Annotated in this window: 13 protein-coding genes, 1 pseudogene and 1 riboswitch; of the genes and pseudogenes, 6 read left to right on the forward strand and 8 right to left on the reverse strand. The window is 74.1% G+C overall.

Going from position 1 to position 15,150, the window contains the following annotated elements; translation table 11 throughout:
• Nucleotides 1-10: 10 nt before the first annotated feature.
• Nucleotides 11-454 (reverse strand): annotated as a pseudogene (locus H1D33_RS01665) (BON domain-containing protein); the annotation flags it as partial.
• 250 nt (nucleotides 455-704) lie between these two features.
• On the opposite strand from H1D33_RS01665, the gene H1D33_RS01670 reads away from it, so the two are divergent.
• A complete protein-coding gene (locus tag H1D33_RS01670) occupies nucleotides 705-3,464 on the forward strand; it encodes a cellulose binding domain-containing protein (RefSeq protein WP_307755336.1) in 2,760 nt (919 codons plus the stop codon).
• Between the two features lie 78 nt (nucleotides 3,465-3,542).
• Here H1D33_RS01670 and H1D33_RS01675 read toward each other — a convergent pair whose 3' ends face one another.
• Entirely contained in the window at nucleotides 3,543-3,947 is a 405-nt protein-coding gene (locus H1D33_RS01675; protein WP_181569742.1) for a hypothetical protein, read from the reverse strand.
• A 430-nt stretch (nucleotides 3,948-4,377) separates the two neighbouring features.
• On the opposite strand from H1D33_RS01675, the gene H1D33_RS01680 reads away from it, so the two are divergent.
• Both H1D33_RS01680 and H1D33_RS01685 read left to right on the forward strand, forming a co-directional pair.
• Nucleotides 4,378-4,737, forward strand: coding sequence for an STAS domain-containing protein (locus H1D33_RS01680; RefSeq protein WP_181569741.1), 360 nt, complete (start codon nucleotides 4,378-4,380; stop codon nucleotides 4,735-4,737).
• Between the two features lie 43 nt (nucleotides 4,738-4,780).
• The gene (locus H1D33_RS01685) at nucleotides 4,781-5,293 is read left to right on the forward strand and encodes an SRPBCC family protein (protein WP_246411748.1); all 513 of its coding nucleotides are present in this window, start codon (nucleotides 4,781-4,783) and stop codon (nucleotides 5,291-5,293) included.
• Here H1D33_RS01685 and H1D33_RS01690 read toward each other — a convergent pair.
• From H1D33_RS01690 to H1D33_RS01710, 5 genes are all read right to left on the reverse strand, one after another.
• Nucleotides 5,187-5,762: a hypothetical protein gene (locus H1D33_RS01690; protein WP_181569740.1), complete on the reverse strand. Its 576-nt coding sequence runs from the start codon at nucleotides 5,760-5,762 to the stop codon at nucleotides 5,187-5,189. The genes H1D33_RS01685 and H1D33_RS01690 overlap by 107 nt on opposite strands.
• Before the next feature lie 82 nt (nucleotides 5,763-5,844).
• Complete coding sequence (locus H1D33_RS01695) at nucleotides 5,845-6,933, reverse strand: coiled-coil domain-containing protein (RefSeq protein WP_181569739.1); 1,089 nt, start codon at nucleotides 6,931-6,933, stop codon at nucleotides 5,845-5,847.
• Between the two features lie 5 nt (nucleotides 6,934-6,938).
• Nucleotides 6,939-7,068: riboswitch (cyclic di-AMP (ydaO/yuaA leader) on the reverse strand.
• A gap of 144 nt (nucleotides 7,069-7,212) precedes the next feature.
• The gene (locus H1D33_RS01700; protein ID WP_181569738.1) at nucleotides 7,213-8,127 is read right to left on the reverse strand and encodes a cation diffusion facilitator family transporter; all 915 of its coding nucleotides are present in this window, start codon (nucleotides 8,125-8,127) and stop codon (nucleotides 7,213-7,215) included.
• Between the two features lie 76 nt (nucleotides 8,128-8,203).
• Complete coding sequence (locus H1D33_RS01705) at nucleotides 8,204-10,321, reverse strand: HelD family protein (RefSeq protein WP_181569737.1); 2,118 nt, start codon at nucleotides 10,319-10,321, stop codon at nucleotides 8,204-8,206.
• 114 nt (nucleotides 10,322-10,435) lie between these two features.
• Nucleotides 10,436-11,359 (reverse strand): alpha/beta fold hydrolase, encoded by a 924-nt coding sequence (locus H1D33_RS01710; protein WP_181569736.1) that lies wholly within the window; start codon nucleotides 11,357-11,359, stop codon nucleotides 10,436-10,438.
• A gap of 146 nt (nucleotides 11,360-11,505) precedes the next feature.
• On the opposite strand from H1D33_RS01710, the gene H1D33_RS01715 reads away from it, so the two are divergent.
• Nucleotides 11,506-12,141: a carbonic anhydrase gene (locus H1D33_RS01715; RefSeq protein WP_181569735.1), complete on the forward strand. Its 636-nt coding sequence runs from the start codon at nucleotides 11,506-11,508 to the stop codon at nucleotides 12,139-12,141.
• A gap of 38 nt (nucleotides 12,142-12,179) precedes the next feature.
• Here the strand turns inward: H1D33_RS01715 and H1D33_RS01720 are convergent, their stop codons facing one another.
• Nucleotides 12,180-12,509: a hypothetical protein gene (locus tag H1D33_RS01720; protein WP_181569734.1), complete on the reverse strand. Its 330-nt coding sequence runs from the start codon at nucleotides 12,507-12,509 to the stop codon at nucleotides 12,180-12,182.
• Between the two features lie 328 nt (nucleotides 12,510-12,837).
• Between H1D33_RS01720 and H1D33_RS01725 the strand changes: the two genes are divergently transcribed.
• Together H1D33_RS01725 and H1D33_RS01730 are read left to right on the forward strand one after the other, a co-directional pair.
• The gene (locus H1D33_RS01725; RefSeq protein ID WP_091058888.1) at nucleotides 12,838-13,329 is read left to right on the forward strand and encodes a DUF3145 domain-containing protein; all 492 of its coding nucleotides are present in this window, start codon (nucleotides 12,838-12,840) and stop codon (nucleotides 13,327-13,329) included.
• 25 nt (nucleotides 13,330-13,354) lie between these two features.
• Nucleotides 13,355-15,082: a glycoside hydrolase family 3 protein gene (locus H1D33_RS01730; RefSeq protein WP_181569733.1), complete on the forward strand. Its 1,728-nt coding sequence runs from the start codon at nucleotides 13,355-13,357 to the stop codon at nucleotides 15,080-15,082.
• Nucleotides 15,083-15,150: the final 68 nt, after the last annotated feature.

A 15,150-nucleotide genomic window follows, 5' to 3' on the forward strand; every position in this document is an offset into this window, starting at 1 on the left:
CTCACCCGGCCCGGACCGCGATCCCGTTGCGCAGCCCGCACACGCCGTCGAGCCGGGCGACGGAGCGTTCGGCGGCCCGCCGCTGGTATTCCCACTCGACCTCGCCGTGCAGGGTGACCCACCCGTCGGCGACCGTCACGTGCAACGTCCCGGCCGGCACGAACGCGTCCCACTCCAGGGCGCGGACGGCCGCGACGGCGATCTCCGGGTCGTCCCGCCCGGGTGCGGCGGCGATCCGGACGGCGAGGTCGTCGGCGACCGCGCGGACCCGGTCGACCCGGTGCGCGGCCTGCTCGGCGGCCCACTTCCCGGCGTAGCCGTCCACCCGGCCGGTGAGCGTCACCACGCCGTCGGTGACGTCGACCCCGATCTCGTCGAGGCCGGTCCGGGCCAGTTCGTCGCGTACGGCGGACCTGATCTCCCGATCGGTACGCGTGGTCGTCCGGGTGGCCATCCGGCTCTCCCTCCGCTCGTCCTCGGCGGCTCGGTGGCGCAATTCGATCCTGCGGGCCGGCGGGGTGAGCCGGCCTCACCCGGACCGGATGACGTGGGAGCGCTTCCATGAACCGGCCGACCGGCGTACGCTGAGAGTCCCTCGGCTGCGGGAGCCAGCATGCCGACGGGGAGCCCGGGCAGCTCCCCGACGACGCACCGCCCCCTGCTCCCGTTCCCCCACCACCGGGCAACCGAGAGGAACCGCCCCCATGCGCAGAAGTCTCGCCGGGCTGGCCGCCGTCGCGCTGGCCGCCACGGCGGCAGCCGTCGTCGTGCCGCTCACCACCGCCGGCGTAACCCCGGCCGCCGCCGCGGCCGCCGAGCCGTACACCTGGAAGAACGTCCGGATCGACGGCGGCGGGTTCGTGCCCGGCATCGTCTTCAACCCCACCGAGAAGAACCTGATCTACGCGCGGACCGACATCGGCGGGGCGTACCGCTGGGAGCAGGCCACCGGCTCGTGGACGCCGCTGCTGGACTGGGTCGGCGCGGACCGGTGGGGCTGGAACGGGGTGGTCAGCATCGCCACCGACCCGGTGCAGACCAACCGGGTGTACGCGGCGGTCGGCATGTACACCAACGACTGGGACCCGAACCGCGGGGCGATCCTGCGCTCGACCGACAAGGGCGCCACCTGGCAGGCCACCGAGCTGCCGTTCAAGAACGGCGGCAACATGCCCGGTCGGGGCATGGGGGAGCGGCTGGCGGTCGACCCGAACCGCGACAGCGTCCTCTACTACGGCGCCGAGGGCGGCAACGGCCTGTGGCGCAGCACCGACTACGGGGCGACCTGGGCCCAGGTCACCGCCTTCCCGAACGTGGGCAACTACCGGGCCGACCCGAACGACAGCAGCGGCTACCAGAGCCAGAACCAGGGCCTGACCTGGGTGAGCTTCGACAAGAGCACGGGTACGGCCGGCACCGCCACGAAGACGATCTACGTGGGTGTGGCGGACAAGCAGAACCCGGTCTACCGCAGCACCGACGCCGGCGTGACCTGGGAGCGGATCCCCGGCCAGCCGACCGGCTACCTGGCGCACAAGGGCGTGGTGGACCCGGTCGGCGGCTTCCTCTACATCGCCACCAGCGACACCGGCGGCCCGTACGACGGCGCCAAGGGCGACGTGTGGAAGTTCAACCGGGCCACCGGCGCGTGGACACGGATCAGCCCGGTCCCGTCGTCCAGCGGGGACGCCTACTTCGGCTACTCCGGGCTGACCATCGACCGGCAGCACCCGAACACGCTGATGGTCGCGACCCAGATCTCCTGGTGGCCGGACGCGATCTTCTGGCGCAGCACCGACGGGGGCGCGACCTGGACCCGGATCTGGGACTTCACCAGCTATCCGAACCGGAGCAAGAAGTACACCATGGACGTCAGCTCGGTGCCGTGGCTGACGTTCGGCGCCAACCCGGCCCCGCCGGAGGAGAGCCCGAAACTGGGCTGGATGAACGAGTCGCTGGAGATCGACCCGTTCGACAGCGACCGGATGATGTACGGCACCGGCGCCACGATCTACGGCACCACCGGCCTGACGAAGTGGGACACCGGCGGCACGTTCACCATCACGCCGATGGTGAAGGGGCTGGAGGAGACCGCCGTGCTCGACCTGATCAGCCCGCCGTCGGGCGCGCCGCTGGTCAGCGGGCTCGGCGACATCGGCGGCTTCCGCCACACCGACCTGAACGCGGTGCCGCCGATGATGTTCACCCAGCCGGTGTTCACCAGCACCACCAGCCTCGACTACGCGGAGACCAAGCCGGCGGTGATGGTCCGGGCCGGCAACTTCACCGACTCCGACCGGCCGAACGACAGCCACGTGGCCTTCTCCACCGACGGCGGCGCGAACTGGTTCCAGGGCACCGAGCCCGGCGGGATCAACAACGGCGGCACGGTGGCCGCGTCCGCCGACGGCAGCCAGTTCGTCTGGTCGCCCGGTGACGCCGGGCAGCAGGTGGTCCGCTCGGTCGGCTTCGGCAACTCGTGGACCGCCGCCACCGGCATCCCGGCCAACGCCACGGTCGAGTCCGACCGGGTCAACCCGAACAAGTTCTACGGCGTCAGCGCCGGGAAGTTCTACGTCAGCACCAACGGCGGCGCGTCCTTCACCGCCACCGCGGCGAGCGGCCTGCCCACCACCGGGGTCAAGGTCAAGGCGCTGCCCGGCGTCGAGGGTGACCTCTGGCTGGCCGGCGAGGGCGGGCTCTGGCACTCCACCAACTCGGGCGCGAGCTTCACCAAGGTGACCGGGGTGACCTCGACGGTGAACGTCGGCTTCGGCAAGGCGGCGCCCGGGCGGACGTACCCGGCGTTGTTCACCGTCGGCACGGTCGGCGGCACGGCCGGCGTCCACCGCTCCGACGACGCCGGCGCGACCTGGGTGCGGATCAACGACGACAAGCACCAGTACGGCAACGCGGGCGAGGCGCTCACCGGTGACCCGCGCGTCTACGGCCGGGTCTACCTGGGCACCAACGGCCGGGGCATCCTGGTGGCCGACCGGCTCGGCGGCACGCCCACGCCGACGCCCACCTCGGCGAGCCCGACCGCGTCCCCGACGGCGTCCCCGACCCCGTCCCCGACCCCGTCCCCGACCTCGGCCTCGCCGAGCCCGACGCCCACGCCGACCCCGCCGAGTCCCACGCCGACCCCGTCGTCGACCGGGCGCGGCTGCGCGGCCACCTACGCGGTGACGAACACCTGGCCGGGCGGCTTCCAGGGTGAGGTGGCGGTGCGCAACTCCGGCACCGCGCCGATCACCGGGTGGACGCTGACCTGGACGTTCCCGGACGGCCAGCGGATATCCCAGTTGTGGAGCGGCTCGTACACCCAGACCGGCGCGGCCGTGACGGTGACCGACGCCGGCTGGAACGGCAACCTCGGCGTCGGCGGGTCGACCACGGTCGGCTTCACCGCGACGGCGACCGGCGGCAACCGGGCGCCGACGGTGACCTGCGCCGCCCGCTGATCCGCCGGCTCGCCTCACGACGCGGTGGCCGCCCCCGAACGCCGGGGGCGGCCACCGTTCTTCGTGCGTGGGGAGCGGTCAGCCGTCCAGGCCGGCCGGGGAGTTCGGCCGGTCCACGTCCACGAATTCGATCTCGTCGGCGCTGCGCTCCCGGCTGCCGGCGGCGCGGGCGGCGGTGCCGGCGGCCCAGCCGATGGCGGCGCCGGCCAGGGCCGCCGCGATCAGCAGCGTCCAGGGCAGCGCGGGCCGTCGACCGGCGAGCGCGTCGAAGGCCAGGCTGGCCCGCCGGCGCGCCTCCTCGGCGGCGGAGCCGACCAGGTCGGTGGCGTCGTCGGCCAGGCCCGAGGAGTTGCGGCGGGCCGTGCGGGTGACGTCGCGCACACTGTCGCCGGCGGAGCCGGCCGCGGAGAGCAGGTGCTGCCACGCCTGGTCCGCGACCCGCTCGGGCTTGCTACGGCGGTCCATCAGGCTCGATCCGAACATCGTTCTACCTCCTCGGGTGCCGAAGCCCGGCGGCCACTTCGGACTCCGGTGTTCATCCGGCGCGTCACGGTTCACTCCCGGTGGGCAGTGCCCCACCCGGCCCCGCGCCAAACCCTCGCGAGGCCCTCCGAGGTACCGGGATAAAGGGACGAATCACCCGAACGCGCCGAAGGGTGGGTGTTCCCCGTGACATGCGAGGGCCCGCTACCCTGGGTCGGCGGATCGGTCGACCCGGCTCGGTCGTTCGGCCGGTCGTGGTCCGCGTCGCAGGGGAATTCGGAACCCGGAGGTCCGGATTGGGCTCGCCCAGGTGTGCCCAGTCCGCGAATTGCTCATCCCGGGGGGTGGCGACCGGGGCCGTTGGAGGAATACTCTCGGTCGCGGCCCGCGTACTGATGAGGCGCCCGTTGGGGCGAGTGGAGGTGCTCGCGTGAGCCTGTCGATCGTGAAGTCGATGCGTCCGGGTGGTGTCGTCCAGATCGCGCCCCGAGGGGAGATCGACGTCGACACCGCATACGAGGTCCGGGAGGCGATCGCCGAGGTGCTCGCCAAGGGGCGCCCCGCCCGGATCGAGCTCAACATGCGGCTCGTGACGTTCATCGACTCCGTCGGCATCAGCGCCATGGTGGCCGGCTTCCAGACCTGCGAGGTCAGCGGCGTCAAGCTGGTGGTCACCGAGCCGAGCCGGTTCGTGCACCGCCAGCTCTGGGTGACCGGTCTGCTCGGTCTCTTCGGCGCGCCCGAGCCCTGGTTCGCCGACGATGTCCCCGAGGTGCTCCCCGGCGCCTGACCGCCTCCCCCGGCACCCTCACCGGTCGGGGACCTTCGACCCGTTGCCAGCCCGCCCCCGGTACGGGACGATCGTCCGGACCCACGACGGCGAGGGGGACCGGTTGCAGAGCAGCGACAGCTTCAGCTACACCGTGCAGGCCCGGTGCCGCCGGGCGGACGCGGTGGCCCTGCTCGGTGACCTGAGCCGGCAGGGTGAACTGCATCCGTTGATCGTTCGGGTCCGGCAGTTGCCGCCCCGGCCGGGCGCGCTGGCCAGCTACGCGATCACCGACCGGCTGGAGCTCGGTCCGCTGCACTTCCCGATCACCTACCAGGCGGACGTGCTGATCGCCAACGAGGACGAGGTGGTCACCGTCGCCCGGCAGCAACCGGCGACGACGGTGCGCAACCACACCCGCCTGCGCGACGAGCCCGACGGCGTGGTGCGGATCGACGTGGAGATCACCCTCACCGCGCCGGCGCCGCTGCTCGGCTACGCGTTCCGCCAGGCCCGGGCCGCCCACCTGGGGCTGGCCGCCCGCCTCGGCGCGACGCTGGAGGGCCACCCGGCCTGACCGGGGCCCGCCGGATCCGCCCCCACGGCTTGTGGGTGGACAGCACGGTGGCGATCAGCAGCAGGGTGGTGGAGACGGCCGGCGCCACCACCAGGTCGACCCGCAGGTGCGCGTCGGCGGCCCCGGCGAGCGCGCCGAGGTGCCGGATCCGGGGCGTCAGCAGGAGCAGCACCAGGCCGAGCATGACGGTGGTGAGCACGAACTTCACCAGCACCCAGCGCCAGCGCAGCAGACCCCACGGGGTGAGCAGCGCACTGACCGTCCCGACCAGCCAGACCGCCACGCTCAGCGGCGCGAACAGCCAGGTGACCAGCAGCCCCGCCGCCGGGTAGACGACGTCGGGGTCGGCGCCGCGCAGCCCGGCCACGCCGAGCGCGAGCAGCGTCAGGTCGGCGCCGAGCCAGCCCAGCGAGGTGACCAGGTGCGCGGTGAGCAGCGCCTTGCGGCCGGCGGGGGAGAGTCGTCTCATGCCCCCGATCCCACCGGGTCGCGCGGCCCACGTCGTGGGCCGCGCGACGACATCCGGGGTACGTCGTGGAGCGTAGTGCGCGTTAGTAGACCGACAGGTGCACGTGGTTGGTGTGGTCGCTGGACGGGTCGCCGTTGCCGCCGCTGTACGACTTCCAGCCGCTGCTGGGCAGCCAGATCCGCTTGAACCAGATCACGTAGAGCACGGCGAGCGGGTCGGCGTTGCGGATGAAGTACGCGGACAGGTTGTTGCCGTACGTCCGGTCGCCGCCGCTGGCGACGCCGCCGAAGCCGTCCTTCTGCGCGGCGAAGTCGCAGGCCCGTCCCTTCGGGTGCTCACCCGAGCCGCTGGGTCGGTGGCAGGAGACGTACCGGGTGAAGCCGGCGGCCTTGGCCTGCTGCAACGCGTGCAACGTGCGCGGGGTGATGCAGCCGCTGGCCGGCGTCGGGTCGTTGACGCTGCACGACTCCGCCGGCCACGACCCGTCGGAGTTGCGCTTGGCCGGCGTCGCGTTCGCCGTGGACGTGCCCCGGGTGCTGCCACCGTCGTCGCTGTCGCGGGTGGTGGCGCTGCGCTTGTTCGCCACCTCCAGCGCCCGCTCGGCCTGCTCCTTGCGCTTGCCCATGAGCGTGACCTGCTTGCGCTGCTCCAGGATCTCGCCGTCGAGCGCGGTGCGGGTGCGGATCGCCTCGTCCCGGGTGGTGATCAGGTCGCGCAGCGTCCGGTCCTCGTGCGCGGCGACCGTCTCCAAAGCCGCGGCCCGGTCCATGAAGCCCTCCGGGGTGCGGCTGGCGAGCAGCGCCGCGGCGGTGCCCATCCGGCCGGTGCGGTAGGCCACCCCGGCGATCTCGCCGACCTTGGCGTCGCGCTCGGTCAGCTCCACGTCGATGGTCTTGAGCCGGTCGTTGAGCTGCTTCTGCCGGGTCACCGAGCGGTTCAGCGCGGCCTTGGCGTCGAGCCAGCCCTTGCTGGCCGCGTCGAGTTGTTCGCGCAGCGCGGGGGTGCCGCCCTCGTCGTCGCCGGGTGCGGCGGCGAGCAGGCCGGTCGGGGAGGCCGCCCGCGCCGCCGAGGCGGGGGAGACCGGCACGGTCGCGACACCGAGGGCCAGCATCGCGACGAGCAGGGCCGCCAACCGGGCGGCCGTCCGTCGTACAGGTGCCACTGTGGGCATTCACGTGTCCTTCCGTCAACCGCCGACCGGGTTAGCTGACGGGTTCGGGACGGAAGATCCCTACCGCTGACGCGGATGCACCCCACGTACGTGGTTCCCCGGCTCGCCCTGCGGGCGATTAGGCGCCGGCCGCGCCGAGAGGTGCCGGAGTGGCACCCGTGGTGCGGCCGGGACCGAGCCTACCGGCGCTGCCCGGAGCCGGCGCCGTGGACCGGGGCCGGTTACCGGGCAAAACCGGCATAAGCCTACAATAACTACACTGATTTAAGTCTGTCCTAATTACCACTCGGTCGGACCGCAGGCGCCGGCTGACGCTCCGGGCTCGATCTGCAACGTGGCGTGGTCGATCGAGAAGTCCTCGTGCAGGGCGTCCCGGGCCGCGGCCAGCACGGTGGCGACCTCGGCGCCCGGGTCGATCGTCAGGTGCGCCGAGGCGACGTCCATGCCCGAGGTGAGCGTCCAGACGTGCAGGTCGTGCACCTCCGCCACGCCGGGCACGGCGGTCAGCCGGTCGTGCACCGCGGTCACCTGGAGGTGCTCCGGCGCGGCCTGCACCAGGATGCGGACCGCGGCGCGGCCGAGCCGCCAGGTGCGCGGCAGGATGAACAGGCCGATCGCCACGGCGACCACCGGGTCGGCCCACCACCAGTCGGTGACCGCGATGACCAGCGCGGCGCCGATCACGCCGAGCGAGCCGAGCAGGTCGCCGAGCACCTCCAGGTAGGCCCCGCGCAGGTTGATGCTCTCCTGCGCGCCGGAGCGCAGCAGCGCGAACGCGGCGACGTTGGCGAGCAGGCCGAGCACGGCGACCACGAGCATCGGGCCGGCGAGCACCTCCGGCGGCTCGCCGAACCGGCGTACCGCCTCGATTAGCACGTAGACCGCGACGGCGCCGAGCAGCACCGCGTTGGCCAGCGCCGCGAGCACCTCCAGCCGATAGAGCCCGAACGTGCGCTGCGGGTCGGTGCGGGCGCGCCGGGTGGCGCTGATCGCGGCGAGCGCCATGCCGATGCCGAGCACGTCGGTGAACATGTGCCCGGCGTCGGAGAGCAGCGCCAGCGAGCCGGTCGTGAAGGCGGCCACCGCCTCGATCAGCATCAGCGCGGTGAGCAGCGCGAAGGCGGCCCAGAGTCGCCCTCGGTGGCGGTGCGCCGCGTTGGCCACCGCGCCGCTGTGGTCATGACCTGCGCCCACGCACACACCCTCCGCCCCGTGTCTCGGCCGGGACCAATCTATGCTCACATCGCTATGTGTGCAAGTGAGGGTGGGGTCACCCCACCGGATCGAGCGTGGTCAGGCGCTGGGTGGCCCGGGACAGCGCCACGTAGAGCGTCCGCACCCCGGAGCCCGGGTCGGCCCGGATCTCGCCCGGCGCGACCAGCACCACACCGTCGTACTCCATGCCCTTGGCCTGCAGGCTGGTCACCACCTGGAGCCGGCCGCCGCCCAGCTCGCCCAGCCAGCCGGCCACCTCGTCCCGGCGCGGCACCGGTGTGATCACCCCGACCGTGCCCTCCACCTCGGCCAGCAGCGTCCGGGCCGCCTCGACCGTGGCCGACGGCAGCTCGGCGGCGGCCACCGTGCGCTGGACCGGCGGCACGCCGGTGGAGCGCACCGCGTCCGGCAACGCCAGGTCCGGGTACAGCCGGCGGATCTCCGCCGCTGCCACCGCGAAGATCTCCGCCGAGTTGCGGTAGTTGGTGGTCAGCTCGTAGCGGTGCCGGCGACGCCGGCCCAACGCCTGGTCCCGGGCCCGGTCCAGCTCCTGCGGGTCGCCCGTCCAGGCGGTCTGCGCCGGGTCGCCGACCACCGTCCAGGACGCCAGCCGCCCGCGCCGCCCCACCATCCGCCACTGCATCGGCGAGACGTCCTGCGACTCGTCCACCACCACGTGCGCGTAGTCGCGGTAGTCCGCCGGACGCTCCCGGGCCGCCGCCCGCGCGGCGCGCTGCCGATCGGCGTACGTGCTCAGCTCGCGCACGCCGCCGGCCAACTGGTACGGGTCCCGCTTCGGCTTCGCCCGGCGCACCGGCGTGCCGAGCAGCGCGTCCAGCTCGTCCAGCAGCGCGATGTCGGCCACCGTCAGCCCCTCGGCGTCAAGCGTCCGGTACGCGTCGGCGAGCAACCGGATCTCCGCCGAGGAGAGCACCCCGCCGGCGTACCGGCGCAGCCGCTCCGGCCGGGCCAGCCAACCCAGCACGTGGCGCGGGTGCAGCCGGGGCCACCACGCCTTGAGGAACTCGCGGAACTCCGGCCGCTCGATGATCTCGTCCTCGAACGCCGGCTGCTCCGGCAGCCGCCCCACCCGCAGCGTGCGGGCCTGCGCGTAGAGCGCGGCGAGCACCGCGTCGAACGCCGCCCGGCGCACCTCGTTGCGGCGCGCGCCCCGGGCCAGCGTCCGGTCCCGGACCGCGTCCAGCGCCGGCCGCTCCAGCCGCAGCAGCTCACCGCGGTAGAGCAGGCGCAGCTCCGGCGGGGAGTCCGGCACCGCGTCCCGGACCGCGCGCTCCAGCACCCGACGCATCCGCAGCGAACCCTTCACCGCCGCCACCTCCGGCGGGTCCGTCCGGGTCGCGGACAGGCCCGGGAAGAGCGAACCGAGCGAGTGCAGGGTGGCGGTCTCCTCGCCGAGCGACGGCAGCACCGACGCGATGTACTCGACGAACACGCCGGACGGCCCGACCACCAGGATGCCGCCGCCGGCGTACCGGGCCCGGTCGGAGTAGAGCAGGTACGCGGCCCGGTGCAGCGCCACCGCCGTCTTGCCGGTGCCCGGACCCCCGGAGACGATCGTGACGCCGCTGCCGGGGGAGCGGATCGCCTCGTCCTGCTCCCGCTGGATGGTGGCCACGATGTCGCGCATGCCCCGACCGGTGGCCCGGGACAGCGTGGCCAGCAGCGCGCCGTCGCCGACCACCGCCATGTCCGGCGGGGCGGCCTCCGGGTCCAGCAGGTCGTCCTCGATCCGGGTGACCTTCTCGGCGGCGGACTGGATCGTGCGCCGGCGCACCACGCCCCGCGGCTCGGCCGGCGTGGCCTGGTAGAACGCGGCGGCGGCCGGCGCCCGCCAGTCCACCACCAGCGTCTCCGCGTCGTCGGCGCGCACGCCGAGGCGGCCCACGTGCAGCACCTGCCCGGTCCGCAGGTCCAGCCGGCCGAAGACCAACCCCTCGTGCTCGGCGTCCAGCACGTGCCGGCGCTGGGCGGCGTGGAAGACCATCGCGTCCCGCTCGACCAGCGCGCCGAACGTGCCGACCCGGGCGAGCTGGTAGCCCTCCCGCTCGGCGTCGGCCGCGGACCGGCGCAGCTCGGCCAGCCGGGCGTACACCCGGTCGAGGTGCCGCTGCTCGGCGGCGATCTCCCGGTCCAGCGTGGTCTGGTCGGTCAACGCGGTGCTCCTGTGGTCGAACGGCGCGACGGGCTGAATGAGGGTACGGGCCGCCGGCAAGCCGGACGTCGGGGCCATGCCGCGCGACCGGCCCACGCCGGTGCCGGTTGCCCGTTATCCGGCTGTTCCCACCCGTTTCCCGGCCGTCCGTCCGCCGGTCAGCACCCGGCTCACCACGCCCGCGACGGCGGCGTTCACCACGTCCGGGCGTTCCATCATCAGCATGTGCCCGGCACCGGGGCAGACCGTCAGCTCGGCCGTCGGCAGCGCCGCCGCGATCGACTCGGCGCACGGCGGCGGCGTCAGCCGGTCCCGGTCGCCGACCAGCGCGGCGGCCGGCAGCCCACCGAGCGCGGCCAGCGTCTCCAGCCGGTGCTGGGCGCCGATCGAGGCGCGGAACCCGCCGATCGAGCGGAGTGTGGCGCGCGCCACCGCGGAGGTGACCAGCCGGATGTCCGCCGGGTCGCAGCGGTCGCCGAAGAGCATCCACCGGATGCTGGGACGCAACGCGCGCAGCAGCGCGTGCGGCGGCCGCCAGCCCCCGCAGCGGGCCAGCACCCCGGCCCCGGTGGTCTCGGCCAGCCGGATCAACCGGGTGATCCGCGGCGAGAGCCCGTAGGCGGTGTGCGTGTGCCCCTCCGCGGTGGTCGAGACGAAGACCAGGCCGGCGGTGCGGGCGGCGAACCGGTCCGGGTGGCGGTGCGCGTACTCCATCACGGTCATCCCGCCCATCGAGTGCCCGACCAGCACGACCGGGCCGGACGGGGCGAACTCGTCGACCACCGCGGCCAGGTCGTCGCCGAGCTGGGCCAGCGTGGCATCGGGCAGGGCCAGGCAGCTCGACCGGCCGTGCCCGCGCGCGTCGTAGGCGACCACCCGCACCCGGTCGCCGAAACGCTCCCGCAGGTCGGCGAGCTGCCGGTGCCAACTGCGGCCGTCCAGCGTCCACCCGTGCAGCAGGAGCACGGTGACCTCGGCGTCGACCGGACCGGTCACCGTGACGTGCAGGCGCACGTCGTCGGGAAGCCGCAGTTCCATGGTCCACCTCCCGGGGCCGTCCGGTGCGTCACCGGAGTGACCCGGCGGTGACACCGGCGTTACCCGCCATGACACCACGGCAACCGGGACGGTGAGAAGATTCGCGTCCGCCCGCGCCGGGTCGGATCGGTGACCAGGCTGGGGGCATGCCGACCACGCCCGCCGCCCGGAGCCCCCGGGCCGCCCTGGCCGAGCTGCTCACCGGCAACCGTCGCTTCGTCAGCGGCCAGCCGCTGCACGGGCACGACGTCGGCGCCGCCGCGGCGGTGGCCTCCGGCGACCAGCAGCCGTACGCGGTGGTGCTGGGCTGCATCGACTCCCGGGTGCCGCTGGAGGCGATCTTCGACCAGACGTTCGGGTCGATCTGCGTGATCCGTACCGGCGCGCACGTGCTGGACCGCGCGGTATGCGGCTCGATCGAGTACGTGGTGGGGCAGCTCGGCGTACGGCTGGTGATGGTGCTGGGCCACGAGCGCTGCGGCGCGGTCGCCTCGACCGTCGACGCGCTGCGCACCGGGCGGCGGCCCGGCGGGGCGCTGGCCTACGTGGTGGACCGGATCGCGCCGGCGGTGCTCGAGGTCGGGCTGGACGACCCGGCCGCGCATCCGCTGGCGATCCGCCGGCACGTGCGGCGGACCGTGGCCGCGCTGCGCGCCGACGACCTGCTCGCCGGCCCGGTGGCGGCCGGTGGGCTGGCCGTGGTGGGCGCGCTCTACGACCTGGCCACCGGCGAGGTCACGGTGCTGGCGGAGGAGGAGACGCAGGACCGCCCGCCGGGGTGATCCCCGACGGGCGGTCCTGGTGGTGCGGGTGAGGGCGCTCAGCCCTCGAAGACGCCGGCCTCGACCAGACGCTTCTCGGTGGCGTCCCAGCCGTGGTCCGGGTGGGACTGGGCCAGGCCGTTGATCTCGGCGCGGATCTTGGCGGCGTGGCCGGCGGCGGCCAGCACGCGGATCTCCTCGACGAAGGCGTCGGAGTCGGTGCGCAGGTGCGCGGTCTTGCCGTTGGTCAGGTTGCGCACGTAGGCGTGCTTGCCGCCGTTGAGCGGGATCAGGTACTTGAACTCGCCCAGCACGCTGAGGGCGCCACCCTGGCCAGCCTGGCCGGCCCGGACTGACGCGCGCGCGGTCTTAGAGGTGTTGCTCGCCACGGAGGTACTCCTTGCAGACGTACGGTGGGGACGGGAAACGTCCGGGGGCTGATGCGGGTGACGCCCGGGATGGGCGCCGGCCCGCGAAGATGTGCGGCGGCACAGAACCGCCCAGAGAACTGTACACGACCACGACGCCTGGCTGGTCGTCGCGCCGTCATCGGGACACAACCGGGTCGGCCACCCGGGTATTTCCGGCCGCCCGACCCCGGCGAATTTTCCGATTCGCTGGCGCACCACCTGTCACAGCCGTCATCATGTGTGCCAGAGGCCACTCGGGTGACGAGGTCGTAGGGGAAGACGCACCTCGGCTCACCGGGAGGTCACCGTGCCAACGCGTGGCGTCGTATACGTCCACTCGACCCCGCTCGCCGTGTGCTCGCACGTCGAGTGGGCGATCGCGCGCGTCCTCGCCGCGCCGGTCAACCTGCACTGGACGGCGCAGCCCGTCGACCACGGCGCCCGCCGCGCCGAGTGCGGCTGGACCGGCAGCCCGGGGACGGGCGCCGAGCTGGCTGCTGCCCTCCGGCAGTGGCCCATGATCCGTTTCGAGGTGACCGAGGAACCCAGTCCCGGCGTCGACGGCGAGCGCTTCATGTACGTCCCGGGACGAGGGCTGTTCCGGGCCACCGTCGGCGCGGCCGGCGACATCCAGCTCGGCGAGGACCGGCTGCGCAGCCTGATGGCCGCCGCGCGCGCCCCGGAGGCGCTGGCGCACGCGCTGGACAAGGCGCTCGGCACCGCCTGGGACGCCGAGTTGGAGCCCTACCGGTACGCCGGCGACGGCGCCCCGGTGACGCTGCTCACCCGGGTGGGGTGACGGCGGGGCGAGTTGCCCCGATACGGTGGGGCCCGTGTCGATTTCCCCGCGGCGCTCCGCCGTCGCGCTCGCCGCACTGACCGCGCTGCTCGTCTCCGGCTGCTCGGACGGGCCGGACCGGCCCCGCCCGGCCCCGTCGAAGCCGGCGCCCTCCGCGCCCTCGTCGCCGGCGCCCACCACCGCCGACCCGGCCGCCCAGGCCGCGGCGCTGGTCGCCACGCTCTCCGACGAGGACCTGGTCGGGCAGGTGCTGATGCCGTACGCCTACGGCAGCTCGGCCACCGAGGTCTCCGCCGGCTCGGCCGCCGGCAACCGGGCCCTGGCCGGCGTCGACACCCCCGCCGAGATGGTGGCGAAGTACCGCCTCGGCGGCGTCATCCTGGTCGGCTTCAGCGCCGACGACCCGACCTCGGGCAACCAGGAGACCACGAACGTCGACAGCCCCAAGCAGGTCCGGGAGCTGACCGACGGGCTGCGCGCCGCCGCCGGCAAGCTGCCCGCCGGCGCCGCGCCGTTCCTGGTCGGCACCGACCAGGAGTACGGCGTGGTCACCCGGATCACCGACGGGGTGACCCAGTTGCCCAGCCCGCTCGCCGCCGGCGCGGCCGGCAACCCGGCCCTGACCGAGGCCGCCTGGCGGGCCGCCGGGGCGGAGCTGGCCGCGATGGGCGTCAACCTGGACTTCGCGCCGGTCGCCGACGTGCTGGCCACCCGCAGCACGGTGATCGGCTCGCGGTCCTTCGGGGCCACCCCGGCCACCGCGTCCCCCCAGGTCGCCGGCGCGGTACGCGGCCTGCAGGCCGAGGGCGTGGGCGCCGCGGTGAAGCACTTCCCCGGGCACGGCCTGAGCGCCGACGACTCGCACAGCGTGCTGCCGGTGGTCGGGCAGTCCCGGGCCACGCTGGACCGCACCGCGTTCCCGCCCTTCCGGGCCGGGATCGACGCCGGCGCGATGGCGGTGATGTCCGCGCACCTCGACGTCAAGGCGATCGACCCGGGCACCCCGGCCACGTTCTCCCGCAAGCTGCTCACCGACGTGCTCCGCGGCCAGCTCGGCTTCCAGGGCGTGGTGATCACCGACGGGATGAACATGCCGCCGGCCAAGAAGTGGTCGCCCGGTGAGGCGGCGGTCCGCGCGCTCAACGCCGGCAACGACCTCATCCTGATGACCCCGAACGTGAACCAGGCGTACGACGGGCTGCGCGCCGCGCTCAAGGACGGCTCGCTGCCGCGGACCCGCCTGGTCGAGGCGGTCACCCGGGTGCTCACCATGAAGTTCCGGCTGGCCGGGCACCCGCAGCCGGCGCTGTCGACGCTGGACACGGCCGAGCACCGCAAGGCCGCCGCCGACCTGGCCGCCGCCGCGGTGACCGTGCTGCGCGGCTCGTGCGGAGGCGCGGTGACCGGCCCGGTCCGGGTCACCTCCTCCGGCGGCCGGGACCGCACCCGGGCGTTGCTGACCGAGGCGCTGACCGCGGCCGGGGTCAAGGTGGTGTCCTCCGGCGGCACCGTGGTGCACCTCGTCGGGTACGGCGACGGTGCGAAGGACCTGCGCGCCGACGCGGCCGTGACGGTGGCCATGGACACCCCGTACCTGCTGTCCGGGGCGAAGTCGCCGACGGTGCTGGCGACCTACTCGTCCACCCGGGCCTCGATGACCGCGCTGGCCGCGGTGCTGGCCGGCAAGGCCCGCCCCACGGGCCGCGCCCCGGTCCCGGTCCCCGGCCTCCCCGCCACCACCTGCAAGGTGTAAGGAGGGGCCCCCGGTTAACGCCTCCGGTAGAGGAGGGGGCCCCGCTTAACACCCCGTCCGGCGAAACC

Origin of the sequence: Micromonospora ferruginea, from assembly GCF_013694245.2 — a bacterium.
Taxonomy (GTDB): domain Bacteria; phylum Actinomycetota; class Actinomycetes; order Mycobacteriales; family Micromonosporaceae; genus Micromonospora; species Micromonospora robiginosa.

Excerpts from the sequence above, each read along its gene's own strand:
- H1D33_RS01670 (WP_307755336.1), top strand. The coding sequence starts at position 705 with ATGCGCAGAAGTCTCGCCGGGCTGGCCGCCGTCGCGCTGGCCGCCACG.
- H1D33_RS01675 (WP_181569742.1), bottom strand. The coding sequence starts at position 3,947 with ATGTTCGGATCGAGCCTGATGGACCGCCGTAGCAAGCCCGAGCGGGTC.
- H1D33_RS01690 (WP_181569740.1), bottom strand. The coding sequence starts at position 5,762 with ATGAGACGACTCTCCCCCGCCGGCCGCAAGGCGCTGCTCACCGCGCAC.
- H1D33_RS01695 (WP_181569739.1), bottom strand. The coding sequence starts at position 6,933 with ATGCCCACAGTGGCACCTGTACGACGGACGGCCGCCCGGTTGGCGGCC.
- H1D33_RS01710 (WP_181569736.1), bottom strand. The coding sequence starts at position 11,359 with ATGGAACTGCGGCTTCCCGACGACGTGCGCCTGCACGTCACGGTGACC.
- H1D33_RS01715 (WP_181569735.1), top strand. The coding sequence starts at position 11,506 with ATGCCGACCACGCCCGCCGCCCGGAGCCCCCGGGCCGCCCTGGCCGAG.